This window comes from Rhodococcus sp. NPDC003348 (assembly GCF_053589375.1).
The window spans coordinates 37,563-61,440 of sequence record NZ_JBSFRT010000008.1 but is presented as its reverse complement, the minus strand read 5'-3'; the positions used below and the strand labels follow the sequence as shown (position 1 = coordinate 61,440).

Annotated in this window: 27 protein-coding genes, 1 tRNA gene and 1 pseudogene; 19 read left to right on the top strand and 10 right to left on the bottom strand. The window is 69.8% G+C overall.

Annotation, left to right across the window (positions count from 1 at the left end):
• Positions 1 to 109 precede the first annotated feature (109 nt).
• Positions 110 to 1,519, top strand: a complete 1,410-nt coding sequence (locus ACWDU4_RS07675) for an ATP-binding protein (protein ID WP_450113276.1) — start codon at positions 110 to 112, stop codon at positions 1,517 to 1,519.
• Positions 1,519 to 3,465, top strand: a complete 1,947-nt coding sequence (locus ACWDU4_RS07670) for a VWA domain-containing protein (RefSeq protein ID WP_450113275.1) — start codon at positions 1,519 to 1,521, stop codon at positions 3,463 to 3,465. The genes ACWDU4_RS07675 and ACWDU4_RS07670 overlap by 1 nt, the downstream gene beginning before the upstream one ends.
• A gap of 52 nt (positions 3,466 to 3,517) precedes the next feature.
• On the opposite strand, the gene ACWDU4_RS07665 is transcribed toward ACWDU4_RS07670, so the two are convergent.
• The 5 genes from ACWDU4_RS07665 to rpmB all read right to left on the bottom strand — a co-directional run bounded on the left by ACWDU4_RS07665 (position 3,518) and on the right by rpmB (position 5,568).
• On the bottom strand, positions 3,518 to 4,444 hold the full coding sequence (locus ACWDU4_RS07665; RefSeq protein ID WP_450113274.1) for an AEC family transporter: 927 nt from the start codon (positions 4,442 to 4,444) through the stop codon (positions 3,518 to 3,520).
• Positions 4,445 to 4,584: 140 nt separating this feature from the next.
• Positions 4,585 to 4,842 (bottom strand): 30S ribosomal protein S18, encoded by a 258-nt coding sequence (gene rpsR, locus ACWDU4_RS07660; protein ID WP_050062834.1) that lies wholly within the window; start codon positions 4,840 to 4,842, stop codon positions 4,585 to 4,587.
• Positions 4,843 to 4,859: 17 nt separating this feature from the next.
• On the bottom strand, positions 4,860 to 5,165 hold the full coding sequence (gene rpsN, locus ACWDU4_RS07655) for a 30S ribosomal protein S14 (protein WP_450113273.1): 306 nt from the start codon (positions 5,163 to 5,165) through the stop codon (positions 4,860 to 4,862).
• On the bottom strand, positions 5,165 to 5,335 hold the full coding sequence (gene rpmG, locus ACWDU4_RS07650) for a 50S ribosomal protein L33 (protein ID WP_450113383.1): 171 nt from the start codon (positions 5,333 to 5,335) through the stop codon (positions 5,165 to 5,167). The genes rpsN and rpmG overlap by 1 nt, the downstream gene beginning before the upstream one ends.
• Complete coding sequence (gene rpmB, locus ACWDU4_RS07645; RefSeq protein WP_450113272.1) at positions 5,332 to 5,568, bottom strand: 50S ribosomal protein L28; 237 nt, start codon at positions 5,566 to 5,568, stop codon at positions 5,332 to 5,334. Before rpmB ends, rpmG begins: the two co-directional genes overlap by 4 nt.
• A gap of 103 nt (positions 5,569 to 5,671) precedes the next feature.
• Here rpmB and mrf point away from each other — a divergent pair, with 103 nt between their 5' ends.
• The 11 genes and pseudogenes from mrf to ACWDU4_RS07590 form a co-directional block, all read left to right on the top strand.
• The gene (gene mrf / locus ACWDU4_RS07640) at positions 5,672 to 6,925 is read left to right on the top strand and encodes a ribosome hibernation factor-recruiting GTPase MRF (RefSeq protein ID WP_450113271.1); all 1,254 of its coding nucleotides are present in this window, start codon (positions 5,672 to 5,674) and stop codon (positions 6,923 to 6,925) included.
• Entirely contained in the window at positions 6,922 to 7,182 is a 261-nt protein-coding gene (locus ACWDU4_RS07635; protein ID WP_450113270.1) for a type B 50S ribosomal protein L31, read from the top strand. Before mrf ends, ACWDU4_RS07635 begins: the two co-directional genes overlap by 4 nt.
• Positions 7,183 to 7,207: 25 nt before the next feature.
• Positions 7,208 to 7,381, top strand: coding sequence for a 50S ribosomal protein L32 (rpmF, locus tag ACWDU4_RS07630; RefSeq protein WP_450113269.1), 174 nt, complete (start codon positions 7,208 to 7,210; stop codon positions 7,379 to 7,381).
• A gap of 140 nt (positions 7,382 to 7,521) precedes the next feature.
• Entirely contained in the window at positions 7,522 to 8,982 is a 1,461-nt protein-coding gene (gene cycA / locus ACWDU4_RS07625; RefSeq protein ID WP_450113268.1) for a D-serine/D-alanine/glycine transporter, read from the top strand.
• 51 nt (positions 8,983 to 9,033) lie between these two features.
• Positions 9,034 to 9,645, top strand: coding sequence for a trimeric intracellular cation channel family protein (locus ACWDU4_RS07620; protein ID WP_450113267.1), 612 nt, complete (start codon positions 9,034 to 9,036; stop codon positions 9,643 to 9,645).
• A 73-nt stretch (positions 9,646 to 9,718) separates the two neighbouring features.
• On the top strand, positions 9,719 to 10,405 hold the full coding sequence (locus tag ACWDU4_RS07615) for a response regulator transcription factor (protein WP_450113266.1): 687 nt from the start codon (positions 9,719 to 9,721) through the stop codon (positions 10,403 to 10,405).
• Positions 10,405 to 11,874, top strand: a complete 1,470-nt coding sequence (locus tag ACWDU4_RS07610; protein ID WP_450113265.1) for an ATP-binding protein — start codon at positions 10,405 to 10,407, stop codon at positions 11,872 to 11,874. The genes ACWDU4_RS07615 and ACWDU4_RS07610 overlap by 1 nt, the downstream gene beginning before the upstream one ends.
• A 106-nt stretch (positions 11,875 to 11,980) precedes the next feature.
• Complete coding sequence (locus ACWDU4_RS07605; protein WP_450113264.1) at positions 11,981 to 13,513, top strand: trypsin-like peptidase domain-containing protein; 1,533 nt, start codon at positions 11,981 to 11,983, stop codon at positions 13,511 to 13,513.
• A gap of 71 nt (positions 13,514 to 13,584) precedes the next feature.
• Entirely contained in the window at positions 13,585 to 14,082 is a 498-nt protein-coding gene (locus ACWDU4_RS07600; protein ID WP_450113263.1) for a MogA/MoaB family molybdenum cofactor biosynthesis protein, read from the top strand.
• Positions 14,079 to 14,270 (top strand): hypothetical protein, encoded by a 192-nt coding sequence (locus tag ACWDU4_RS07595; RefSeq protein WP_450113262.1) that lies wholly within the window; start codon positions 14,079 to 14,081, stop codon positions 14,268 to 14,270. Before ACWDU4_RS07600 ends, ACWDU4_RS07595 begins: the two co-directional genes overlap by 4 nt.
• 65 nt (positions 14,271 to 14,335) lie before the next feature.
• Positions 14,336 to 14,425 (top strand): annotated as a pseudogene (locus ACWDU4_RS07590) (MspA family porin); the annotation flags it as partial.
• 93 nt (positions 14,426 to 14,518) lie between these two features.
• On the opposite strand, the gene mscL (ACWDU4_RS07585) reads toward ACWDU4_RS07590, so the two are convergent.
• The 5 genes from mscL (ACWDU4_RS07585) to ACWDU4_RS07565 form a co-directional block, all read right to left on the bottom strand.
• Positions 14,519 to 14,911, bottom strand: a complete 393-nt coding sequence (mscL, locus tag ACWDU4_RS07585; RefSeq protein WP_450113261.1) for a large conductance mechanosensitive channel protein MscL — start codon at positions 14,909 to 14,911, stop codon at positions 14,519 to 14,521.
• 205 nt (positions 14,912 to 15,116) lie between these two features.
• Positions 15,117 to 15,506: a large conductance mechanosensitive channel protein MscL gene (gene mscL, locus ACWDU4_RS07580; RefSeq protein ID WP_450113260.1), complete on the bottom strand. Its 390-nt coding sequence runs from the start codon at positions 15,504 to 15,506 to the stop codon at positions 15,117 to 15,119.
• A gap of 120 nt (positions 15,507 to 15,626) precedes the next feature.
• Positions 15,627 to 16,295: an SAF domain-containing protein gene (locus ACWDU4_RS07575; protein ID WP_450113259.1), complete on the bottom strand. Its 669-nt coding sequence runs from the start codon at positions 16,293 to 16,295 to the stop codon at positions 15,627 to 15,629.
• Between the two features lie 87 nt (positions 16,296 to 16,382).
• The gene (locus ACWDU4_RS07570; protein ID WP_450113258.1) at positions 16,383 to 16,679 is read right to left on the bottom strand and encodes an FmdB family zinc ribbon protein; all 297 of its coding nucleotides are present in this window, start codon (positions 16,677 to 16,679) and stop codon (positions 16,383 to 16,385) included.
• A gap of 97 nt (positions 16,680 to 16,776) precedes the next feature.
• The gene (locus ACWDU4_RS07565) at positions 16,777 to 17,376 is read right to left on the bottom strand and encodes a 5-formyltetrahydrofolate cyclo-ligase (protein ID WP_450113257.1); all 600 of its coding nucleotides are present in this window, start codon (positions 17,374 to 17,376) and stop codon (positions 16,777 to 16,779) included.
• Between the two features lie 75 nt (positions 17,377 to 17,451).
• On the opposite strand from ACWDU4_RS07565, the gene ACWDU4_RS07560 reads away from it, so the two are divergent.
• The 6 genes from ACWDU4_RS07560 to ACWDU4_RS07535 all read left to right on the top strand — a co-directional run bounded on the left by ACWDU4_RS07560 (position 17,452) and on the right by ACWDU4_RS07535 (position 23,818).
• Complete coding sequence (locus ACWDU4_RS07560; protein WP_450113256.1) at positions 17,452 to 18,372, top strand: UTP--glucose-1-phosphate uridylyltransferase; 921 nt, start codon at positions 17,452 to 17,454, stop codon at positions 18,370 to 18,372.
• A gap of 23 nt (positions 18,373 to 18,395) precedes the next feature.
• Positions 18,396 to 19,655 carry a molybdotransferase-like divisome protein Glp gene (gene glp, locus ACWDU4_RS07555; protein WP_450113255.1) on the top strand — a complete coding sequence of 420 codons (1,260 nt, stop codon included), beginning with the start codon at positions 18,396 to 18,398 and terminating at the stop codon, positions 19,653 to 19,655.
• Positions 19,656 to 19,659: 4 nt separating this feature from the next.
• Positions 19,660 to 20,316: a GNAT family N-acetyltransferase gene (locus ACWDU4_RS07550; protein ID WP_450113254.1), complete on the top strand. Its 657-nt coding sequence runs from the start codon at positions 19,660 to 19,662 to the stop codon at positions 20,314 to 20,316.
• A gap of 195 nt (positions 20,317 to 20,511) precedes the next feature.
• Positions 20,512 to 21,327, top strand: coding sequence for a divisome protein SepX/GlpR (sepX, locus tag ACWDU4_RS07545; RefSeq protein WP_450113253.1), 816 nt, complete (start codon positions 20,512 to 20,514; stop codon positions 21,325 to 21,327).
• Between the two features lie 99 nt (positions 21,328 to 21,426).
• Positions 21,427 to 21,502, top strand: a tRNA-Ala gene (locus tag ACWDU4_RS07540).
• Between the two features lie 294 nt (positions 21,503 to 21,796).
• A complete protein-coding gene (locus tag ACWDU4_RS07535; protein WP_450113252.1) occupies positions 21,797 to 23,818 on the top strand; it encodes an Ig-like domain-containing protein in 2,022 nt (673 codons plus the stop codon).
• Positions 23,819 to 23,878 lie beyond the last annotated feature (60 nt).

The following is a 23,878-nucleotide window of genomic DNA, read 5'->3' as shown; positions in this document are numbered from 1 at the left end:
TCGCCCCGCCCGCGCGGAAAACTACTCCGACCGGGCGGCCGGCGTCGGCGGATCCGAATCTCGAATCGGCGACAGGGGTGCCGATTCGGCGGAAGCCTCGTAGCGTGGAGTGGTGACTGCGCCCAGCCCCGAGTTCCGGTCGCCGCGCCCCACCGCCGCCACGGTGGGCGAGTTGCGCGCGTCCGGCCACGTCCAGCGTCCGGTCAAGGACGAGATCCGCGACAACCTGCTCGCCGCCCTGCGAGACGGCCGCGACCCCTGGCCGGGGATCGTCGGCTTCGAGGACACCGTCCTGCCGCAGCTCGAACGCGCCCTGATCGCCGGCCACGACATCGTGCTGCTCGGCGAGCGCGGGCAGGGCAAGACCCGGCTGCTGCGCACGCTGCCGCTGCTGCTGGACGAGTGGACGCCGGTGATCGCCGGTTCGGAGCTCGGTGAGCACCCGTACGAACCGATCACCCCCGCCTCCATCCGGCGGGCCGCCGAACTCGGCGACGACCTGCCGATCGCCTGGCGCGGACGCGACGAACGGTACTCGGAGAAGCTCGCGACCCCGGACACGTCGGTCGCGGACCTGGTCGGCGACGTCGACCCGGTCAAGGTCGCGGAGGGGCGCAGTCTCGGCGACCCCGAGACCATCCACTTCGGACTGGTGCCACGGGCGCATCGCGGCATCGTCGCGGTCAACGAGCTGCCCGACCTCGCCGAGCGGATCCAGGTGTCACTGCTGAACGTGATGGAGGAGCGTGACATCCAGGTCCGCGGCTACACGCTGCGGCTGCCGCTCGACGTGTTGCTGGTGGCCAGCGCGAACCCGGAGGACTACACGAACCGCGGACGCATCATCACCCCGATCAAGGACCGGTTCGGTGCCGAGATCCGCACCCACTACCCGCTCGAGGTCGACGACGAGGTCGCCGTCATCGAGCAGGAGGCGCAGCTGCGCGCCGAGGTGCCCCTGCACCTGCTCGAGATCCTCGCCCGGTTCACCCGGCTGCTGCGCGAGTCCCCGTCGATCGACCAGCGCTCCGGCGTCTCGGCCCGGTTCGCGGTCGCGGCGGCGGAGACGGTCGGCGCGGCGGCGGTGCACCGTGGTGCGATCCTCGGCGAGTCCGACCCGACCGCGCGGCCCGTCGATCTCGGGACGGTGATCGACGTCCTGCGCGGAAAGCTCGAGTTCGAGTCCGGCGAGGAGGGCCGCGAGAGCGAGATCCTCGAGCACCTGCTGCGGCGGGCCACCGCGGAGACCGTCCGTGAACGGCTCGGCGGCATCGATCTCGGGCAGCTGGTGGCGGCGGTCGAGGAGGGATCGCCCGTCGTGACCGGCGACCGGGTCACCGCGAAGGACCTGCTCGGTGAACTGCCGGACCTGGCGGTGGTCGACCAGGTGGCCGAGCGGCTCGGTGCCCGCACGGTCGGCGCCCGCGCATCGGCCGTGGAACTGGCCCTCGAAGGGCTGTATCTGGCCCGTCGGATCGCGAAGGACCCCGACGACGACGGGCAGCTGGTGTACAGCTGATGTACCAGCGTTACGGCCGCTACCACGGGGGACCGGATCCACTGGCACCCCCGGTGGACCTGCGCGAGGCGCTCGAGGCGATCGGCAACGACGTCCTCGAGGGCTCGTCTCCGCGGCAGGCGCTCCGCGAGCTGCTCCGGCGCGGCACCTCGACGATGCGCGGGCTGGACCGGCTTGCCGCGCAGGCCAACCGGCGTCGCCGCGAGCTTCTGGGCGAGCACAACCTCGGCGGCACCCTCGACGAGGTTCGCGAGCTGCTCGACCGTGCTGTGCTCGCCGAACGCAAGGAGTTGGCACGGTCGCTCGACGACGACGCCCGCTTCGCGGAGATGCAGCTCGCGGAGCTGCCGCCGTCCACCGCGCAGGCGGTGCGGGACCTGTCCGACTACGACTGGCGCGATCCGCAGGCCCGTGCCGACTACGAGAAGATCCGGGACCTGCTCGGCCGGGAACTGCTCGACCAGCGGTTCGACGGCATGAAGCAGGCGCTCGAGAACGCCACCGACGAGGACCGCCGGCGCGTCGACGAGATGCTGTCGGACCTGAACGACCTGCTGGACAAGCACTCTCGGGGTGAGGACACCCCGGAGGATTTCGAGCAGTTCATGGCCGATCACGGCGAGTTCTTCCCCGAGAACCCGCGGGACGTGGAGGAGCTGCTCGACGCGCTCGCCCGCCGCGCGGCCGCTGCACAGCGCCTCCGGAACTCGCTGACCCCCGAGCAGCGCGCCGAACTGGATGCGTTGGCGCAGCAGGCGTTCGGCAGCCCCGGCCTGATGCAGCAGTTGGACCGGCTGGACGCGAACCTGCGGGCGGCGCGGCCGGGCGAGGACTGGGACGGCAGTCGCCGGTTTCGCGGCGACGACGGCATGGGCCTCGGTGACGGCACGTCCGCGCTGGCGGACATCGCCGAACTCGAACAGCTCGGTGAGCAGCTGTCGCAGGAGTACGCGGGCGCACAACTCGACGACATCGACCCGGAGGCGTTGCTGCGGCAGCTCGGACCGGAGGCGGCCGCCGACGCCCGCACCCTCGCCGACCTCGAGCGGGCGCTGCACCAGCAGGGCTTCCTCGACCGCGGTGCGGACGGCCAGTGGCGACTGTCGCCGAGGGCGATGCGCAAGCTGGGCCAGTCGGCGTTGCGTGATGTCGCGCAGCGGTTGTCCGGGCGCGACGGTGCCCGCGACACCCGCCGGGCGGGGGCGATGGGGGAGCCCACCGGATCCAGCCGTCCGTGGGAGTTCGGCGACACCGAACCGTGGGACGTCACGCGGACGGTCACCAATGCCGTTCTCCGCGAGGCGGGTTCCGGGCAGGTGTCGGTTCCGGTTCGGTTGCGGGTCTCCGACGTCGAGATCGCCGAGACGGAGCAGCGCACCCGGGCCGCGGTGGCGCTGCTGGTGGACACCTCGTTCTCGATGGTGATGGACGGGCGCTGGGTGCCGATGAAGCGGACGGCGCTGGCGCTGAACCATCTGGTGCGCACCCGATTCCGCGGCGACGACCTGCAGTTGATCGCGTTCGGCAGGCAGGCCCGCACCGTCACCCCGGAGGAATTGGCGGGCCTGGACGGCGCGTGGGACCAGGGCACCAACCTGCATCACGCCCTGCTGTTGGCGGGCAGGCACCTGCGCCGGAACCCGAACGCCCAACCGGTGGTCCTGATCGTCACCGACGGTGAGCCGACGGCACATCTGGAGCCTGACGGCCGGGCGTTCTTCGACTATCCGCCGCACCCCAAGACTCTGGGCCTGACGGTCCGGGAACTCGACAACCTCGCCAAGCTGGGCGCGCAGGTGACGATCTTCCGGCTCGGTGACGATCCCGGCCTGGCCCGGGTGGTGGACAGGATGGCGCAGCGTGTCGGCGGGCGGGTCGTGGCGCCCGATCTCGACGGTCTGGGAGCCGCGGTGGTCAGCGACTTCGTGCGGCTCCGCCGCCTGTGAGTGATTTTCACCCCGGTGAGCGGGCACTTCACGCACGGGCGGCGCGGTCGCGTCACGCCAGCAGTGCGGCGACCAGTCCGATGGCGGGGATCGAGGCGAGGGTGGTGACCAGGGCGGTGTCGCGGGCCAGGACCATGCCGCGCTGGTACCGGCTGGCGTAGACGAAGACGTTCTGCGCGGTCGGCAGGGCCGCCACCACGACCACCGCGAACAGCTCGTGACCGTCCAGGCCGAGGGCGAACCGTCCCATCAGGTACGCGAGGACCGGCTGCACGACGATTTTCAGCACCGAGGCGAGCGCGATCTCGCGGCGTGGCGCGACACCGCGTTGCAGCACCCGTACGCCGTACAGCGAGATGCCGAACGCCAGCAGCGCGCCCGGCACCGATGCACCGCCGACGATGCGGAACGGTTCGGTGATCGCGGCCGGGGGCGTCCACCCGGTGATCGAGACCGCAAGCCCGGCGAGGCCGGCCAGCACGATCGGGTTCTTGAACGGCGTCGTCACCGTCTCGACCCAGGAACTGCTCTTTCGTCCGGTGGTCAGATCGAGCATGGTCAGAGCGATCGGGGAGTAGACGACGATCTGGAACAGCAGCAGCGGCGCGACGAACGAGGCGTCGCCGAGCACGAACACCGCGATGGGGATGCCGAGGTTCGCCGAGTTCACGTACGACGCCGCCAACGCGCCGATCGTCGACTCCGGGACCGGCCGGCGCATGACGGTGCGGGTGATCGCGAAGTAGGTGATGCCGAGCGCGAACGCGGTGGCCGCAGCGACGGCGAGGGTGGGGGAGAAGATCACCGACAGGTCGGCGTTCGCGAGCGAGTCGAACAGCAGCGCGGGCGTCGCGACGAAGAACACCAGCCGGCTGAGGACGAACTCGCCCTGCTCGCCGAGAACCCGGGAGCGGCCGAGCACGTAGCCGATGGCGATGACGACGAAGATGACGGCGAATCCCGAGAGCACTCCGGACACCGTGACCTCCTCGACGAACAAACCCCGAGGAGTCTAGTCGTCAGCCTTTCTAACGAATCCGGCCGCCGCCGAGCGTGCATCCGCCGGGTACGCGAAAGGCCGCACGGTCGGGGACCGTGCGGCCTTTCGGGAAACTCTTGCTACCGGCTGGTGAACGGCAGCAGTGCCATCTCGCGGGCGTTCTTCACCGCGACGGCAACCTGACGCTGCTGCTGCGGGGTCAGGCCGGTGACGCGACGGCTGCGGATCTTGCCGCGGTCGGAGATGAACGTGCGGAGCAGGTTCACGTCCTTGTAGTCGACGTGCTCGATCTTGGCCGCGAACAGCGGGTTCTTCTTGGGCTTGCGGCCGGTGTCCGCGCCGCGGGACTTCTTGGACGGGCCCCTCTTGACTGCCATTGCTTCCCTCTCGAGTGTTACCAGCTGGACTTGCGTACGCCGGGCAGTTCCCCACGATGAGCCAATTCGCGCACGCGCACGCGAGAGAGCCCGAACTTTCGCAGGTGACCGCGCGGACGACCGTCCGCAGCGTCACGATTACGCAATCGTACCGGACTGGCATCGCGGGGAAGACGCTGCAGTGCCGCCTGGGCCCGGGACCTCTCCTCGAGGGAGCTGGACGGCCGGCGCACGATCTCCTTCAGTTCCGCGCGCCGGGTCGCGTAGCGCGCGACGACCAGCGCTCGCTGCTCGTTTCTCACGATCTTCGACCTCCTCGCCATCACTTCTCCTCTCGGAAGTCGACATGGCGGCGGACGACGGGGTCGTACTTGCGCAGGACCAGCCGGTCGGGATCGTTGCGACGGTTCTTCCTGGTGACGTAGGTGTGGCCCGTGCCCGCGGTGGACTTCAGCTTCACGATCGGGCGGACCTCGGTGCTGCGGGCCATCAGATCCGCACCCCCTCGGCGCGGATGCGCGCGACGACGGCCTCGATGCCGTCGCGGTCGATGGTCCGGATCCCCTTTGCGGAGACGGTGAGCGTGATCCGGCGGCCCTCGCTCGGCAGGAAGTAGGTCTTGCGCTGGATGTTCGGATCCCACCGCCGACTCGTCCGTGTGTGTGAGTGCGATACCGACCTGCCGAATCCGGGTTTGCGCCCGGTCACCTGGCAATGCGCCGACATGCTGCCTCCTTTCACCCAGTGTTGAAAATGGTTTTCGACAAATGCCGCCTGGGACGGTACCGTTCCTTCACTGAAATGACAATCGTTGTCGAAAGGAGTGATAGTGACCGACCGCCGAACCCCGGTCGTCCTCGTCGCCGGCTGGGCCGACACCGAGGCCACTGCGGCGAGCCTGCTGACCGCCGAAACCGTCCTCGTCCACCACGACCTCGACCACCTGCGGGAGGGTGTGGTCCGGCGCACCGTCACCGGCTCGGACGGGGTGGTCGACACCACGCTGCTCGAACTCGCCCACGGCTGCGTCAGCTGCACCCTGCGGGAGGACCTCGTGCCCCTGCTGCGGCGACTGCACGCGCGCGGCTCGGTGCGCCGGATCGTGCTGCAGCTCGATCGCACACTCGAACCGGAGGCGGTGTGCGAGGCGATCGAGCACGTCCACGTGGGCGGGGTGATCGGGCAACTCGACGGTCCGGCATCCCGCGACGTCCGCATCGAGGCGGTGCTGACCTGCGTGGACGCGGCGACCTGGCTCGACGACGCGACTGGTGACGACGACCTCGCGGACCGCGGTCTCGCCACCACCGCCGACGACGACCGCACCGTCGCGCAGGTCGTGGTCGGGCAGGTCGCCTGCGCCGACGCCCTGGTTGTCGCCGGACGCGGTGCGGACGGGTGGAGCCAGGCCCGGCTGCACGCCGTCCTGACCCGACTGGCCCCGACCGCGCCGATCGACTGGATCGGCGACGACCTCGCGCCGGACGGCGACCGCGTGCTCGCGCGGGTGCCCTCCGATGCCCGGCGCGGAGCCGTCGGGGGCGCGCACGAGCCGTTGCTGCGTGGCCAGCCGCCGCTGGCCACCGACTGCGGCGTCACCCTCGTCGAGTTCACCGCGGACCGGCCGTTTCACCCGGAACGCCTGCACGAGGCGGTCGACGTACTGCTCGACGGTGTCGTCACCGCGCGCGGCCGCATGTGGCTGGCGACCCAGCCCGAGCACGTGCTGTGGCTCGAATCCGCCGGTGGCGGCCTCCGCGTCGGCCGGGCCGGACGCTGGCTCGCCGCGATGAGCACCGATGAACAGTCCGGTGCGGACGCGACGCGCCGTGCACTGGCCGCGCTGCGCTGGGACACCCGGCACGGCGACCGTCACACCTCCCTCGTGGTGCTGGTCCACGACACCGATCCGCGCGCCGTCGACCGGGCGCTGCGTCACGCGGTGCTCACCGATGCCGAGTTCGGGCGCGAGCACGCCTGGCCCACCTGGCCGGACCCATTCGGCGACTGGCACGCCGAGCCCTGCGACGAGGGCCGATCCGACACCCGTTTCCAGCAGGCACACCGAGAGGACAAGGCATGAAGACATCGACGCACCCCGACTACCGCCCCGTCGTCTTCCAGGACGGCAGCACCGGCACGAGGTTCCTGACCCGGTCCACCGCCTCCGCTGAGCGGACCACGGTGTGGGAGGACGGCAACACCTATCCGCTGATCGTCGTCGACGTCACCAGCGCGTCACACCCGTTCTGGACCGGTTCGGCCCGCGTCGTCGACAGTGCCGGGCAGGTGGAGAAGTTCGAACGCCGCTACGGATCGCGCCGCCCGCAGGAGCGCTGACCACCCACAACGAGGAGGCACAACCATGGCAGCACCGAAGCGACGCATGTCGCGGTCGAACACCCGCAGCCGGCGCGCCCGGTGGAAGGCGCAGGCCCCGGACCTGGTCGACGTGACCGTCGGCGGCGTCACGCACCGGGTGCCGAGACGGCTGGTCCGGGCGGTGCGGCTCGGCCTGTACGACCCCGCGCGGAGGTGATACCCGACCGGTCGGTGCCCGGGCGCCGACCGGTCGTTCGCTACGATAACTACCGCCTGACGTCGTCCAACGCGCTCGGGCCCGACGTCCGCCGACGTCCAACGCATTCATTCACGGCGCCGCCGTGGCGAGGAGCATCCGTGTCCGAAGACACCCAGATCACCCGTGCGACAGAGCAGCAGCCGGGCCTGTCCCGGCAGCTGACCAACCGGCACATCCAGCTGATGGCGATCGGCGGCGCGATCGGGACCGGCCTGTTCATGGGCTCGGGCAAGACCATCTCGCTGGCCGGACCGTCGGTGCTGTTCGTCTACATGATCATCGGCACGATGCTGTTCTTCGTCATGCGGGCGATGGGTGAGCTGCTGCTGTCGAACACCGGCTACCGCTCGTTCGCCGACTTCGCCGGCGACCTGCTCGGGCCGTGGGCCGGGTTCTTCACCGGCTGGACCTACTGGTTCTGCTGGATCGTCACCGGCATCGCCGACGTCATCGCGATCGCAGGCTACGTCTCCTACTGGTGGGGCTCGCTGCCGTTGTGGATTCCCGCACTGGTCTCCGTCGCGCTGCTGATCGGGCTGAACCTGCCGACCGTCAAGGCGTTCGGCGAGACCGAGTTCTGGTTCGCGCTGATCAAGATCGTCGCGATCGTCGCCCTGATCGTGGTCGGCCTGGCGATGGTGCTCACCCACTTCATCGCGCCGAACGGGGCCGAGTCGTCCTTCGCGAACATGTGGAACGACGGCGGCTTCTTCCCGACCGGGCCGATGGGCTTCGTCGCCGGATTCCAGATCGCGACCTTCGCGTTCGTCGGGATCGAACTGGTCGGCACCGCCGCCGCCGAGACCAAGGACCCGGAGAAGAACCTGCCGAAGGCGATCAACTCGATCCCGATCCGCGTGATGCTGTTCTACGTCGTCGCGCTCGCGGTGATCATCTCGGTCACCCCGTGGCGGGAGATCAGCGCCGACCGCAGCCCCTTCGTCGCGATGTTCGGCCTCGCCGGCCTCGGCATCGCCGCGTCCGTCGTCAACTTCGTGGTGCTCACCTCGGCCACCTCGTCGGCGAACTCCGGCATCTACTCGACGTCCCGGATGGTCTACGGCCTCGCCCGCAACGGCGACGCGCCGTCGGCGTTCGCGCGGCTGACCAAACGGAGGGTGCCCGCCAACGCGCTGTACCTGTCGGGTGTGTTCCTGCTGTCCGGCGTGGTGATGGTCGCGGTCGGCGACTCGATCATCGGCGCATTCACCATCGTGACCACCATCTCGTCGCTGTGCTTCATGTTCGTGTGGTCGATGATCCTGATCAGCTACATCGTCTACCGTCGGCGCCGGCCCGAGCTGCACGAGCGATCCACCTTCAAGATGCCGGGCGGCGTCGCGATGTGCTACGTGGTGCTCGCGTTCTTCGCGTTCCTGGTGTGGGCGTTCACCCAGAAGTCCGACACCCTGCAGGCACTGCTCGTGACCCCGGTCTGGTTCGCGGTGCTCGGCCTCGTGTGGGCGGTGCTGCGGCGCCGGCCGGTGCAGACGGCGAGGGCCGCGGCGTTCGAGGCCACGCGGGTCGCGCCGATCGATACCGACACGCACGGACGCTGACGCGTTCCCCCGCCGCGGCTGGGCAAGATGAGACCGACGGGAGGGTGACGCGTGCTGCTGAAGGTGCTCGAGCTGGTCGGGGTGATCGCGTTCGCGGCCTCCGGTGCGCTGGTCGCGGTCACCAAACGCCTCGACTTCTTCGGGGTGTGCCTGATCGGCGTGTTCACCGCGATCGGTGGCGGTGTGCTGCGCGACGTCCTGCTCGGCATCACCCCGCCGACCTCGCTGAACACCTGGAAGTACTTCACCACCGCGCTGGTCACCTCGGTGGTGGTGTTCTTCGCGCACGCCGCCGTGCGCCGGCTGCGCCGCGAAATCCTCGTGCTCGACGCGGTCGGGATGGGACTGTTCGCAAGTAGCGGGGCGACGATCGCCCTCGACGTCGGCGCGAGCAGTCAGGCCGCGATGCTGATCGGCGCCACCACCGCGATCGGGGGCGGTGTGCTGCGCGACATCCTGGTCAACGAGATGCCGCTGTTGCTGCACCGTGACCTGTACGCGATCCCGGCGCTGATCGGTTCGACCGTGGTGGTCGCGTGCGCGGCGCTGGGGCTGACGGCCAACGCGGGCCTGGTGATCGGCACGGTGTCGGCGTCGGTGCTGCGATTGCTCGCGCTGTGGCGCAAATGGAACCTGCCCGGGCCGCGGCACGTGGACGACTGAGGGACACCGACTTGAGCGACACGGCTCAGCCGCCTCTCAGCGCGATCTCAGTTGCCGGGTAGAAACTATGGTCATGCGCATCCTGGTGGTCGACGACGACCGAGCCGTGCGGGACTCCCTCCGCCGATCCCTGACCTTCAACGGGTACACCGTCGACCTCGCGGTGGACGGGTTGAACGCGCTGGAGCAGGTCGCCGCGGCGCGACCCGACGCCGTGGTGCTCGACGTGATGATGCCGCGTCTCGACGGACTGGAGGTGTGCCGGCGCCTGCGCAGCGCCGGTGACGACCTGCCGATCCTGGTGCTCACAGCCCGGGATTCGGTGTCCGAGCGGGTTGCCGGACTCGACGCGGGCGCCGACGACTACCTGCCGAAGCCGTTCGCGCTCGAGGAACTTCTCGCGCGGCTGCGGGCGCTGCTGCGGAGGGCGGTGCCGGACGTCGGCGAGGATTCGGAGGCGCTCACGTTCGAGGACCTGACCCTCGATCCGGTCACCCGCGAGGTCGACCGGGGCGGTCGCTCGATCAGCCTGACCCGCACCGAGTTCTCGCTGCTGGAGATGCTGATGGCGAATCCGCGCCGGGTGCTCTCGCGCAGCCGGATCCTCGAGGAGGTGTGGGGATACGACTTCCCGACCTCCGGCAACGCCCTGGAGGTGTACGTCGGCTACCTGCGTCGCAAGACGGAGGCGGACGGCGAGCCGCGGCTGATCCACACGGTCCGCGGTGTCGGTTACGTGCTGCGGGAGACGCCGCCGTGATGGCTGCCCCGTTCGGCCGCTCGGCCACGAATTCGTCCGTACCGCACGAGATTCCCGAGATGCGGCCGCCGATGCCGCTGACTCGGTCCGTCTCGCTGCGGTGGCGGGTGACGCTGCTCGCCGCGTCGGTGGTCGCGATCGCGGTCGCCGTGATGGCGATCGCGGCGTACGCCGTCGTCTCCCGCGCGCTGTACAACGACGTCGACTCGCAGCTGCGCAGCCGGTCGACGACGCTGATCGCCAACAACTTCGACGCCCTCGACGTTCGGACCATCTCGCTGGCGACGGTGTACTCCAACGACATCAGTGTCGCGCTCATCTTCCCGGACCTGAAGGTGTACATGCCGCCGGGCTCGAACGCGCCCATCGGTGAGGCCGAGATGTCCGTTGCCCGAGGTGAACACGACTCGACGCTGCGCACGTTCGCCGGTCAGCGGGTGTTCGCCCAGCGGACCAATCTCGGGTCGACCCTGGTGATCGCGCAGCGGCTCGCGCCGACCGGAGAGGTGCTCGAGCGGCTCGCGTGGGTGCTGTTCGTCGTTGGTGGGTGCGGTGTCGGCCTGGCTGCCCTAGCGGGAATGGCCGTGGGGCGCACCGGGTTGCGACCCGTCGCGCGGCTGACCGCGGCGACCGAACAGATCGCCCGTACCGACGAGCTGACGCCGATCCCGGTTACCGGTAACGACGAGCTCGCCCGGCTCACCGTCTCGTTCAACACGATGCTCCGGGCCCTGGCGGAGTCCCGCGACCGGCAGAGCCGGCTGGTCGCCGACGCCGGCCACGAGCTGCGCACCCCGCTGACGTCGCTGCGCACCAACATGGAGCTGCTGATCGCGGCCGGTCGACCGGGCGCCCCGCAGATCCCGGACCAGGACATGGCCGATCTGCGTGCCGACGTGATGGCGCAGATCGAGGAGCTGTCCACGCTGGTGGGTGACCTCGTCGACCTGGCCCGCGAGGACGCACCCGAGACGGTGCACGAGCGAATCGATCTGGCGGACACCGTCGAACGCTCGCTGGAGCGGGTACGTCGCCGCCGCAACGAGGTGGACTTCGAGGCAGAGGTCGTGCCGTGGTTCGTCCACGGCGACGGTGCCGGGCTGGCCCGGGCGGTCCTCAACGTGCTCGACAACGCGGCCAAGTGGAGCCCTCCGGGTGCCGAGGTGCGGGTGCGGATGCGGGTGCTGGACGACGGGCATCTCGCGTTGACCGTCGACGACGCCGGGCCCGGAATTCCCGAGGAGGACCGGCAGCTGGTGTTCGAGCGGTTCTACCGGTCCACCGAGGCCCGGTCGATGCCCGGCTCGGGGCTCGGGTTGGCGATCGTTCGCCAGGTCGTCGTCAAGCACGGCGGCACCGTCGAGGCCGGCGCATCCGATCGCGGTGGTGCGCTGATCACCATCGTCCTGCCCGGCGAGGCGCCGGCCGAGCGCGTCGACCGTGTGGGCAGCAAGGTCTCGGCAAACTGAAAGCGCAGTCTCAGGTCCCTCTAAGCCCGACCCGACAGGCTGGAGTCAACGAGATCGCATCGCAGTCGCACCCACAGGTGCGCAGGGGAGAACGGACCACACAACGATGACCGAGGATCGCAGCGGCCGGAGCGACTCCGGACAGGAGAACTCGCCCTGGGCTCAGAACCAGCCCGCCACCCCGAACCAGCCGCCAAGCAGCGAGCAGCCGACGTCCCAGTACCCGGCTGGCGAGAACCCGACCTCGCGGTACCCGGCGGGGGAGCAGCCGACCGCCCAGTACCCGGCGGGTGGCAACCCGACGTCGCAGTACCCCAGCGGCGACCACCCGACGTCGCAGTACCCCAGCGGCGACCACCCGACGTCGCAGTACCCGACCGGCGACCACCCGACCGCCCAGTACCCGACCGCGGCGCAGCACTACCAGCGGCCCGGCTACGGACAGGCCCCGTACGGCTCCTACCAGCCGCAGGGCGCGACGCAGGCCACCGACTCGCAGGCCGCCGGGCAGTTCCCGGCCGCCACCAAGCCGAAGTCGGGTCGCGCCGCGCTGGCGGCGGGCGCGATCGCGTTGGCGCTGGTCAGTGGTGGCGTCGGCGGTGCCGTAGGTGCCTGGACCCAGAGCGGGAACAGCTCCGGGACGGTGACGAACTCGCTCGACGCCCCGCGCACGAACGCCACCCAGACCGCGAACGCCCCGGCCGGCACGGTCCAGGCGGTCGCCCAGAAGGTGCTGCCGAGCGTGGTTCAGATCCAGGTCGCGGGCGCCCGCGCCGAGGGTGAGGGATCGGGCATCGTGCTCTCCTCCGACGGCCTGATCCTGACCAACAACCACGTCGCGACCGGTGCCGGTGCCGACGGCAAGCTCACCGTCGCGTTCTCGGACGGTACGACCGCGACCGCGAAGCTCGTCGGGGCCGACCCGATGTCGGACATCGCGGTGGTCAAGGTGGAGGGCCGCACCGACCTGACCCCGATCGAGCTCGGCACATCCGCGGACGTGCAGGTCGGGCAGCCGGTCGTGGCGATCGGTTCCCCGCTCGGCCTGGCGGGAACGGTCACCAGCGGAATCGTGTCCGCGCTCAACCGCCCGGTGTCGACGAGCGGTGAGTCCGGCAACCAGAACACGGTGATCGACGCCATCCAGACCGACGCGGCGATCAACCCCGGCAACTCGGGCGGTGCGCTGGTGAACATGGAGGGCAAGCTGGTCGGCGTCAACACCGCGATCGCCACCCTCGGCGGGGACGCGGCGGCCGGCCAGCAGGGCGGGTCGATCGGCCTCGGCTTCGCGATCCCGGTGGACCAGGCCCGGCGGGTCGCCGACGAACTGGTCAAGACCGGCAAGGCGACCCAGGCGATCATCGGGGTGTCGGTGTCCTCGCGGGACGTCACCAACGGTGCCGCGGTGCAGGACGTCACGGCAGGCGGTCCCGCCGAGCAGGCGGGCATCCCGCGCGGCGTGGTGATCACCCGGGTCGACGACCGTGTCGTCAACAGCGGAGACGCCCTGATCGCGGCCATTCGCTCGCACGCGCCCGGCGACAAGGTCCAGATCACCTACACCGATCCCAATGGGGGCAACGCGAAGACCGTCGAGGTCACCCTCGCTGCCGCACCCACCCAGGGTGGCCGTTGATGCCGACCCGACCGGCGTGGTTTGACCGGCACCCGGAGCCGGTGCGCGCCCGTACCACTACCGTAGGAGTCATGGACATCGAAGCCCCGCTGGCCGGCCGCGCACTCGTGGTGATCGTCGACGACCGAACCGCTCACGGTGACGGAGTGGATTCGACGGGACCACTGGTCACCGAGCTGCTCACCGAGGCCGGATTCTTCGTCGACGCGGTGGTCGCGGTCGCCGCGGACGAGGTCGAGATCCGCAACGCACTCAACACGGCGGTCATCGGCGGCGTGGACCTGGTCATCTCCGTCGGCGGCACCGGGGTGTCACCCCGCGATGTCACCCCCGACGCCACCGTTGCGGTGCTGGACCGGGAGATTCCCGGGATCAGCGAGGCGCTGCGGTCCTCCGGTCTGGCCGCCGGTGCGCTCGACGCCGGCCTCTCGCGCGGAGTCGTCGGGGTGTCGGGCAGTACCCTGGTGGCGAACCTGGCGTCGTCCCGCGCTGCCGTTCGCGACGGGATGGCGACCCTGACGCCGCTCGCCAGTGCCGTGATCGGCGAGCTGTCCCGAATCGAGGAATGACGAACACCGACGACGCACGAGGCGCGCACCCCAGCCGGGACCCGAAAGTTCGGGCCCGGCTGGCGCGCATCTTCGGAGAAGTGCTGCCCGAGACCACCCGCGACGAGCGGTCCGATTCCGACGGGGCCGGAGCCGAGGCGTCCACGGACGAGTGGCTGCGTCGCCAGGTCCCTCCACATCACGGTTGACGCCTCCTTCGTCGACTGGCGGCGCACCCGCGTTGCCAGGCGGTCGCTGATCGGCCGGCCACGCCCAGTCTCGTTCGTTCGTCCAGGTAACGGTGGACACGGATACGGTCTCGGGCAGTGTCACCCCGTGGGGACAGCCGTTCAGCATCGGGTGAGCCGGAACCGCTTCCCCCGACACGACTGAAAAGAGTTGGGGCCGTGACGAAAGCGTCACGGCCCCAACTCTTTCCGATTCGGTGTGCGGACCGTCAGTCGACGGAGCGCTCGACCGGGCGCTCGGAGAGCAGGTCGCGGATCTCGGTGAGGAGTTCGATGTCCGTCGCGGTCTTCTCCTCCTTGGTCATGAACCGTTCCTTGGCGTGGTTGTACGGCACGATGAGGATGAAGTAGACGACCGCGGCGATGATCACGAAGTTGATGGCGGCGCTGATCACGGCGCCGATGTTGACGAAGGTCTCCGGGCTGTCGGTGATCTGGAATCCGAAGCCCATGTCTGCGCTGCCGACGGACGCGACGAGCGGGTTGACGATGTTGTCCGTGAAAGAGGTCACGATGGCCGTGAAGGCCGCGCCGACGACGACCGCGACCGCGAGGTCGAGCACGTTGCCTTTGAGCAGGAAATCCTTGAAGCCTTTGAGCATGCCTGGTCCTCGCTTCGATTGGGTACGGGGGCTCGGATCTTTCAAATGCTAAGGACAACCGTTACCCACTGGCAAAACGGACACGCGGTAATTTCCGGTGTGAGACCCGTGTGTGGGAGTCGCTGGGATCCCGGATGCCGAGCAGGGGCCGAGCAGGGGCCGAGCCGAATCCGACGCGGCCGGTGCTCCGTCGGCGGCGGTGCGGTCAGGCCCGTTCGATGCGGCGATCGGCGAGGAGATCGCGGATCTCGGTGAGCAGTTCGATGTCCGTCGCGGTCTTCTCCTCCTTGGTCATGAACCGTTCCTTGGCGTGGTTGTACGGCACGATGAGGACGAAGTAGACGACCGCGGCGATGATCACGAAGTTGATGGCGGCGCTGATCACGGCGCCGATGTTGACGAAAGTCTCTGGGCTGTCGGTGATCTGGAATCCGAAGCCCATTTCCTGACTGCCGCCGAGTGCGGCGATGAGAGGCTCGATGAGGTTGGCGGTGAAAGCGGTCACGATGGCGGTGAACGCGGTGCCGACGACGACCGCGACCGCGAGGTCGAGCACGTTGCCTTTGAGCAGGAAATCCTTGAAGCCCTTGAGCATGGCCAGTCCTCGTTTCGATTCGATTCGATCTGACAAGGGAATCGGACACCCAAGATGCTAGGGACTGTCCGGGAAGGGCGGCAACCGCACGAACACGGACCGGCAGGCGCGCTGTGACGGTCACCGCAGTGTGACGGTCAGCGCACCGGTGAGGGATGCCGCTGCCACCGCGGTCGCGGTGGCCTCGGGAAGTGCCGCGAGAACCACCGGCGCGGGCGCCGACCGTCCACCGTCCCGCTGTCCCACCAGGACCACCGTCGCGGCGGAGGCGAGCACGCGCGGTGCGGCACCGCCCTCGGGGTCGACGGCGAGGATGTCGACGCGGTCTCCGGCCCGCAACAGTCCGGCGACCTCGGAGTCGTCGATCCGCAGGGGCACGATCCGGGCATCGGGTCCGGCGGTGCCCTCGGCCAGGCGGGAGCCGAGCAGGCGGACGTCGGTCAGCGCCTCCCCGGACCGGGCGGGGCCGGCCAGGGTGTGCCCGAGGGCGTCGTCGAGGCCCCGGAGCGCGCCGCCCGGGACGGCGGCGGCGGGCAGGGCGGCCAGTCGCAGATCGGATTCGTGAAGGACGGCACCCGGGCTCAGGTCGTGGGCCGCCGTCACGACCTCGACGCGGTCGTCGCCAGGATGATCGCGCACCGCCAGCAGCAGGGCCAGCACGGTCAGTGCGCCGGCGAGCACCCGGCGGGCGAGCGCGGTGCGGGTCCAGTCGGGGCGGATGAGCCGCGCGAACCTGTCGACCGGCGTGGGGGACAGGACGTCGCGGAGCCGCTCGAAGTCGCGGGTCATGTGCTCACGCTAGGGTGGGCACGACCGCGCAGGGCTGCTCCCGGACCCGTCCTGTGGAGGGATCCGGGGGCTGTGGAGAAACGAGAACTAGCTGGTGGTGGCGCTGGCGGCGGGGGCCGGGGTGCTCGACGAGGACGACGAGGACGACGACGAGGAATCGGACGTCGACGTGCTCGACTTGGCCGGCTCGCTGGCGGTGCTGCCGCCGCCGCGGCTGTCGGTGCGGTAGAAGCCGCTGCCCTTGAACACGATGCCCACCGAGTTGAACAGCTTGCGCAGCTTCCCGTTGCACTCGTTGCAGACGGTCAGGGTGTCGTCGGTGAACGACTGCACGATGTCGAAGCGGTTGTCGCATTCGGTGCAGGCATAGGAGTAGGTGGGCACTGCAGGTTCCTCCGCGCGGGTACTCGAAGCCTGGGCAAGTGATACCGCAGGCACTGGCACTTTACAGTCCTGAGTGCCAACGCCGGTAATCCGCTGCCTATTCCGCCGCCCCGAGCAGGCGCAGCCCGCCGGCCGGCGTCAACACCGCCTGCATCCGGATGTCGTGCGGATCCTCCGGCAGTTCGTCCACCAGTTCGTCATCGCGAACGACGGCGACGAGCCGGGTGCCCGTCCCGTCTCCGGCGGCCGCGAGCGACAGCGTGCGGTCGTAGAACCCCGCGCCGCGCCCGAGCCGCACCCCGCGGCGGTCCACCGCCAGGGCGGGGACAAGCAGCAGCGCGGCCTCGGCGACGGTCTCGGGCGGCAGGTACGGCGGCGCGGGTTCCCTCAGCCCGAAGGGAGCCGGGACCAGGGCGTCCACGCCGAGGTAGGTGGCCCACCGCAGGGGGCCCGGCTCGTGTGCGACCGGCAGGAGAACCCGGCCGACGAGGGCGGCCAGGGCGTCGAGCATCGCCGTCGAACCCGGCTCGCGCCCCACAGGCACGTATGCGCAGACCGTCGCGTCCGGCCCGAGCTGTGCACCGAGACCGGCGACAGCGGCGGCGATCGCGTTGTCCTCGCCGGCCTTCGCTCCGGGAGCCACGTCACGACGACGGGCCAGGATCTCCGTGCGCCACTGCGTCTTCGTCACCGGCACGGGCCGACTGTCCGACTTCTCATACCGGTAACCCTAAGAGCCCGGGCCGAGAGTCGGCACGGATAGGGTGTGCCCATGACAGACACCGGCACCAACACGAACAGGGCCTTCCGCACCGCGGTGGTCCCAGCGGCGGGACTCGGTACCCGATTCCTGCCCGCGACGAAGACGGTGCCGAAGGAACTGCTGCCGGTCGTCGACACTCCCGGAATCGAACTCGTCGCCGGCGAGGCGGCCGATTCGGGCGCCAGCCGACTGGTCATCGTCACCTCCGAGGGCAAGGACGGGGTCGTCGCGCATTTCGTTGAGGACCTGGTGCTGGAGAGCAAGCTCGAGGCCAGCGGCAAGTCACACCTGCTCGAGAAGGTGCGCAAGGCGCAGGGCCTGCTGAAGGTGGAGTCGGTCGTGCAGGACGAGCCGCTCGGGCTCGGCCACGCGGTGGCGTGTGCGGAGTCCGTCCTCGACGACGACGAGGACGCCATCGCGGTGCTGCTGCCGGACGATCTGGTGATGCCGCGTGGCGTGCTCGAGACCATGGCCCGGGTCCGGGCCAAGCGTGGGGGCAGTGTCCTGTGCGCGATCGACGTCCCGAAGGACCAGGTCGGCGCCTACGGGGTGTTCGAGGTCGAGGAGCTCCCGGACGCGGTCAACCCGGATGTGCTCAAGGTGACCGGCATGGTCGAGAAGCCGAAGCCGGAGGACGCCCCGTCGACCTTCGCCGCAGCCGGCCGCTACCTGCTCGACCGTGCCGTCTTCGACGCGCTGCGGCGGATCACACCGGGCCAGGGTGGGGAGCTGCAGCTGACCGACGCGATCGCGTTGCTGATCGCGGAGGGGCATCCCGTGCACGTGGTGGTGCACCGGGGTGGGAGACACGACCTCGGAAATCCCGGCGGCTACCTGCGCGCTGCGGTTGACTTTGCGCTCGACAGCGAAGAATACGGTCCGTCGCTGCGTGAGTGGCTCGTCGAGAGACTGCAGCAGACGGAGCGGTAGTGGGGTCGGGAGGCAGCGTCTACATGCGCTCGGTTGAGGAGCAGCAGGCCAGGGTGACCGCCGCCGCAGTCGCACCCCGTCCCGTGCGGGTCGCCATCTCCGAGGCACAGGGGTTGCTGTGCGCGGAGGAAGTGGTTGCCGAGCGCCCCCTTCCCGGTTTCGACCAGGCCGCGATCGACGGCTACGCGGTCCGCAGTGTGGACGTGTCCGCGGCCGGTGGCGGGCACGTCGGTGACGACGGTGAACCGATCGAGGTCGTGCTGCCCGTCGTCGGCGAGGTGAGTGCGGGGTCGCGCCAGCCCACTCGGCTGCAGCCGCGGCAGGCGGTCCGCGTGGACACCGGCGCGCCGATGCCGACCCTCGCGGACGCCGTGCTTCCGCTCGATCGCACGGACGGAAACCAGAACCGGGTGCGGGTGCTGCGGCCGGTGCGATCCGGCGACTACGTGCGCCGCGTCGGCGACGACGTGCAGCCCGGTGACGTCGCGGTCCGTGCGGGCACCATCATCGGTGCCGCGCAGGTCGGCCTGCTCGCCGCGGTCGGTCGCGACAAGGTGCTCGTGCATCCGCGGCCCCGGCTGTCGGTGATCAGCGTCGGCGGCGAACTCGTCGACGTCGACCGCACGCCGGGTCCCGGTCAGGTGTACGACGTGAACTCGTACGCGCTGGCGGCCGCCGCCCGCGACGCGGGAGCGGACGTGAACCGGGTCGGTATCGCCGGCACCGACCTGCGGCGGCTGCGGGAGGTCGTCGAGGGCCAGTTGATTCGCTCGGAGATCGTGGTCATCGCGGGTGCGGTGGGTGGCGGTGCCTCCGACCAGGTCCGGGAGGCGCTGCGTGAACTCGGCGACCTCGAGGTCGAGCGGGTCGCGATGCATCCGGGATCCGTGCAGGGCTTCGGTCAGCTCGGGCGCGACGAGGTCCCGACCTTCCTGTTGCCGTCCAACCCGGTGAGCGCACTGGTGGTGTTCGAGGTGATGGTGCGGCCGCTGATCCGCATCGCGCTCGGACGCAGGCAGCCGATGCGCCGGGTGGTCACCGCCCGGACCGTCGCACCGATCACGTCGATCGAGGACCGCAAGGGATTCCTGCGGGGGCAGTTGATGCGCGACGAGACGAGCGGCGAATATCTGGTCCAGGCGCTCGGCGGGGCCCCCGGCTCGTCCTCGCACCTGCTGGCGACCCTCGCGGAGGCGAACTGCCTGGTGCTGGTCGATCCGGAAGTGACCGACATCCGTACCGGCGACCGCGTGGACGTCGCCTTCCTCGCTCAGCGGGGCTGACCCGGTGTCGACGGCCCTGCGCCGGTACACCGTTCATCCCGGGTGGCCGGCCCGACTCGGCCCGCTCGTGGTGCCCGCGGGACAGGTCACCCTCCGACCCATCCGGTTGCGGGACGCGGCGACGTGGAGCCGGCTGCGGATCCGGGACGAGGACCACCTGCGGCCCTGGGAGCCGACCGGTGAGGGGCCGTGGGACGCCCGGCACCACATCGGGAACTGGCCCGGCCTGTGTTCGTCGCTGCGGGCGGAGGCCCGGAAGGGCCGGATGCTGCCGATGGTCATCGAGCTCGACGGGCGGTTCTGCGGCCAACTGACGATCGGCAACATCGTGCGGGGCGCATTGCGGTCGGCGTGGATCGGCTACTGGGTGTCGAAGGAGGACGGTGGTCGCGGTGTGGCGACTGCGGCACTCGCCCTCGGGCTCGACCACGGCTTCGGTCCCGTCGGACTGCATCGCATCGAGGCGACCGTCCGTCCGGAGAACCTGCCCAGCCGGGCGGTGCTCCGCAATGTCGGCTTCCGGGAGGAAGGCCTGCTGGAGCGGTATCTGGACGTGGACGGTCAGTGGCGTGACCACCTCCTGGTGGGGATGACCGTCGAGGAGGTCGAGGCTACCGTCGCGGATCGACTGGTCCGGGCGGGCCGGGCGTCGTGGGGCTGAAAGTAGCCCTGGCTACATATCCGTTACCCGGGGTGCGCCAATGCGGCAGCAGTGACTAATGTGGCATATGAGAAAGCTGAGTCGGCGCGTCTGCGGGGAACAGCGCGCCGACGCAACTAGCCTGAGTGGACCAACCGGGTCGAATACGCAGGTGACAGCTGTGCTGGCAGCCGACAGGGAGGGAGGTCGCCCGACATGCCGAACTCGCTGGTCGTCGTCGCGCTGGTGGCGATGTGGCTGTTCGTGCTGCTTCCGATGCAGGCCAAGCGCCGCCCCCGGATCCGGCAAACCACAGACGCGGCACTCGCCACTCGCGTACTCGATCGCGAACAACACGCCCGTCAGAACCGGCGCGGCCCGGCGAGCGGGCACCGGAGCGATCCGAACTGGCGCCCAGACCCCAATCGCCCGATGCACGCGGAGGACTGGATGGAAGCGCACGCTCGAGCAGACGTGGACCACCACAACCTCGACTACGACGACCCCGACCTGGGAGACGCCGAGTACGCCGACGAGGACGACCGGGAGGTGCCGCGGTACGACGACGGTGGCTCGGTTCCGTACCGCCGGGGACGCGGCGGCTTCGATCCCGAGGCCGATGCCATCGCCCGCGCGACCCGCTACGCCTTCCGGCAGCGGGCGGTTCTCGGGTTGGTGCTCGCCGCGATCATGGCGGCGGCACTGGCCCTGATCATCTCCCCGGCCCTGTGGTGGGCCTGTGTGGCCGCGGTCCTCGGTCTGGGCGGGTATCTCGCGTACCTGCGTCGCCAGGTCCAGATCGAGCAGGAGATCCGGCTCCGCCGGATGGCTCGGCTGACTCGTTCCCGGCTCGGCGTGGAATCGCACGACGACGAGGAACTGCGGCTGGTGCCGTCCCGCCTGCGCCGTCCCGGTGCGGTGGTGCTCGAGGTCGACGACGAGGACCCGGTCTTCGATCACCTCGACCATCACGATCCGCACTTCGAAGAGGACGAGGGCCCGCAGGACGTGCGCCGGGTGGTCGGTCAGTAGCCGCGCAGGGTCCGCCGGAAACGGCGCCGACCAGCCGATTTCATGGTTGGCGGATGGGCCTGTTAGAGTTGCCGGGCACTCCTTCGGAGGGCAAGGATTGGGGCTGTGGCGCAGTTGGTAGCGCGCTTCGTTCGCATCGAAGAGGTCAGGGGTTCGATTCCCCTCAGCTCCACCAGTTGGACACGAAAGGCGTCACCCGCACCGCGGGTGACGCCTTTCGTGCATCCGGCCCGTGTGGCAATTGCTGCCAGATAGCTCGTTTGGTGAAACATCGGTCGCTCCCCGTTTTTCGTGTGTCGGACGTTCGTCCATGTTCTCCTCCGAAACGCCTCTGAACTGACGAACAGTGTGATCTACTCCTCTCCGACTTTGTGCCCGCGAGGCCACATGCCGAGGTAACTGGCGCACCGAGACAGGAGTACGACGGGCCCGACGACCCTCCGGTCGCGGTCCGCCGTGGAGGAAACGCATGTCAGATGTGAACATTCGCCGTTTCGTCGGTGGGGTCAGCGCGTTTGCGGTGGCTGCCGGCTTCGCCGTGACGGCCGGTGCCGGCGCCGCGGGTGCGGCGCCCGCGACTGTCGACTGGTGGGATGGCAGCAGTCATTTCACGCGGACGATCAGTGATGCGAATCCGGCTGAGGGCGACGTGATCACGTCGTCGACGAAGTTCGAGCGCAAGGCGTTGACCGTGCTCGAGATCCTCTATCAGGTGAAGGACGTGCACCCGACGTGCCTGACCTATGTCGAGGGTTCGGCGAAGGTCGATGGTTCGCCGCGTGCGCTGGACAGTCAGGCCGCGGACTTCGCGAAGGTTGCCGGTAGCTGGACGGTGTACCCGAACATCGATCCGAAGTCGCACACGTTCGAGTTCTCGTACAAGGTCGGGCCGGACTGCGCGCGCGGCGTGCCGTTGATGACGACGATGCACTATGCGGGCAGCCTTGGTGAGGGTGTCTACCAGGACAAGGGGCCGGCGATCACGGTCCGTAAGAATGTTTCCACGACCACGTTGGCGGCGGTGTCGGGGGCGCAGGTCGGTCAGGCGGTGAGCCTGTCGGCGTCGGTGACCGGTGGGGCGAACGGTGACACCGTCGAGTTCTACGACGGCGGTACCAAGGTTGGTACCGGCACGTTGAACAACGGTGTCGCGACCTACAACTGGACCCCGACCGCGGGCGGTGCGCACTCGCTGACTGCGAAGTTCCTCGGCAACGCGCGCACCGACGGCTCGACCTCGGCCGCGCAGAACGTCACCGCCACCGTGCCCGACACGTCCACCACGACCACCGTCTCCGGTCCCGCGACCGTTGTCGACGGGCAGTCCGTCACGCTGACCGCCCAGGTTGCGCCGACCCCGACGGGGGGCACGGTCCAGTTCAAGGACGGTGCCACCGAGCTCGGGGCCGCGGTCGCGGTCGGTGCGGACGGCAAGGCGTCTGTCACCGTGCCGTCGCTGAGCGCTGGAGCCCACCAGATCACTGCGGTCTACACCGGAGCGACCGGGTTCACCGGTTCGACGTCCGCACCGTTCACCGTGACGGTGTCGGTCCCGGACGAGGCCACGACCACCACCCTGACCGCGCCGGCAACGGCCACCGAGGGTCAGGCCGTCACGCTGACCGCCCAGGTCGCGCCGACCCCGGCCGGCGGCACGGTCCAGTTCAAGGACGGTGACACCAACATCGGTGCGGCCGAGCCCGTCGGATCCGACGGCACCGCGTCGATCAGCCGGGCACTGTCTCTGGGTGCCCATCAGCTGACCGCTGTGTACTTGGGTGCGCCCGGGTTCATCGCCTCGGTGTCCGAGGCTCGTACCTTGACCGTGTCGGCCGTCGTCCCGACGGACAAGGCCACCACCACGACGCTGAACGTCCCCGGTAGCGCGAAGACCGGGCAGGCCGTTCACCTCTACGCGACGGTCGCGGGCCCGGACAGTGCCCCGATCGGATCCGTCGGCACCGTGGAGCTCACCGTCGACGGCCAGGTGCTCGCGCCCGTGAACGTCGTCGCCGGCGTCGCCGATGTCACCCACACCTTCGCCACGCCGGGCGTCAAGAGCGTCAAGGCGCGGTTCACCGGCGGCACCGGCTTCACGGCGTCGACGGCGGCGGACGCGTCCATCACGGTCAGTGATCCGGATCCGTCCGACGTCGCGACCAGCACGGCGCTGACCGTCCCCGCGACCGCCGTCAAGGGCGCCGCGGTGGACCTCGTTGCGACCGTCACCCCGAGCCCGGCCGGAGGCACCGTCCAGTTCTTCGACGGGACCGCACCGATCGGCGGCCCGGTCGTGGTGACCGATGGCAAGGCGACCCTGTCGCACGCGTTCGCGCTCACCGGGGGCCGCGAGATCGTCGCGGTCTACAGCGGTGCGCAGGGCCACCTGGGCTCCACCTCCGCGGCGGCCACGGTGACGGTGTCCGATCCGGGCACCGATCCCGGCACCGATCCGGGCACCGGATCGCTCGACAACATCTTCGGCTCCTGAGCCGGTTCCGACACAGTCCAGAGCAGACGGGCCGTCCCGGCTCATCCTTGAGAGGAACAG

Coding starts and splice junctions, on each gene's coding strand:
- ACWDU4_RS07670 (WP_450113275.1), top strand. CDS start 1,519: ATGTACCAGCGTTACGGCCGCTACCACGGGGGACCGGATCCACTGGCA.
- rpsR (WP_050062834.1), bottom strand. CDS start 4,842: ATGGCAGTCAAGAGGGGCCCGTCCAAGAAGTCCCGCGGCGCGGACACC.
- rpsN (WP_450113273.1), bottom strand. CDS start 5,165: ATGGCGAGGAGGTCGAAGATCGTGAGAAACGAGCAGCGAGCGCTGGTC.
- rpmB (WP_450113272.1), bottom strand. CDS start 5,568: ATGTCGGCGCATTGCCAGGTGACCGGGCGCAAACCCGGATTCGGCAGG.
- ACWDU4_RS07635 (WP_450113270.1), top strand. CDS start 6,922: ATGAAGACATCGACGCACCCCGACTACCGCCCCGTCGTCTTCCAGGAC.
- rpmF (WP_450113269.1), top strand. CDS start 7,208: ATGGCAGCACCGAAGCGACGCATGTCGCGGTCGAACACCCGCAGCCGG.
- ACWDU4_RS07615 (WP_450113266.1), top strand. CDS start 9,719: ATGCGCATCCTGGTGGTCGACGACGACCGAGCCGTGCGGGACTCCCTC.
- ACWDU4_RS07610 (WP_450113265.1), top strand. CDS start 10,405: ATGGCTGCCCCGTTCGGCCGCTCGGCCACGAATTCGTCCGTACCGCAC.
- ACWDU4_RS07605 (WP_450113264.1), top strand. CDS start 11,981: ATGACCGAGGATCGCAGCGGCCGGAGCGACTCCGGACAGGAGAACTCG.
- ACWDU4_RS07600 (WP_450113263.1), top strand. CDS start 13,585: ATGGACATCGAAGCCCCGCTGGCCGGCCGCGCACTCGTGGTGATCGTC.
- ACWDU4_RS07595 (WP_450113262.1), top strand. CDS start 14,079: ATGACGAACACCGACGACGCACGAGGCGCGCACCCCAGCCGGGACCCG.
- mscL (WP_450113261.1), bottom strand. CDS start 14,911: ATGCTCAAAGGCTTCAAGGATTTCCTGCTCAAAGGCAACGTGCTCGAC.
- mscL (WP_450113260.1), bottom strand. CDS start 15,506: ATGCTCAAGGGCTTCAAGGATTTCCTGCTCAAAGGCAACGTGCTCGAC.
- ACWDU4_RS07575 (WP_450113259.1), bottom strand. CDS start 16,295: ATGACCCGCGACTTCGAGCGGCTCCGCGACGTCCTGTCCCCCACGCCG.
- ACWDU4_RS07560 (WP_450113256.1), top strand. CDS start 17,452: ATGACAGACACCGGCACCAACACGAACAGGGCCTTCCGCACCGCGGTG.
- glp (WP_450113255.1), top strand. CDS start 18,396: ATGCGCTCGGTTGAGGAGCAGCAGGCCAGGGTGACCGCCGCCGCAGTC.
- sepX (WP_450113253.1), top strand. CDS start 20,512: ATGCCGAACTCGCTGGTCGTCGTCGCGCTGGTGGCGATGTGGCTGTTC.
- ACWDU4_RS07535 (WP_450113252.1), top strand. CDS start 21,797: ATGTCAGATGTGAACATTCGCCGTTTCGTCGGTGGGGTCAGCGCGTTT.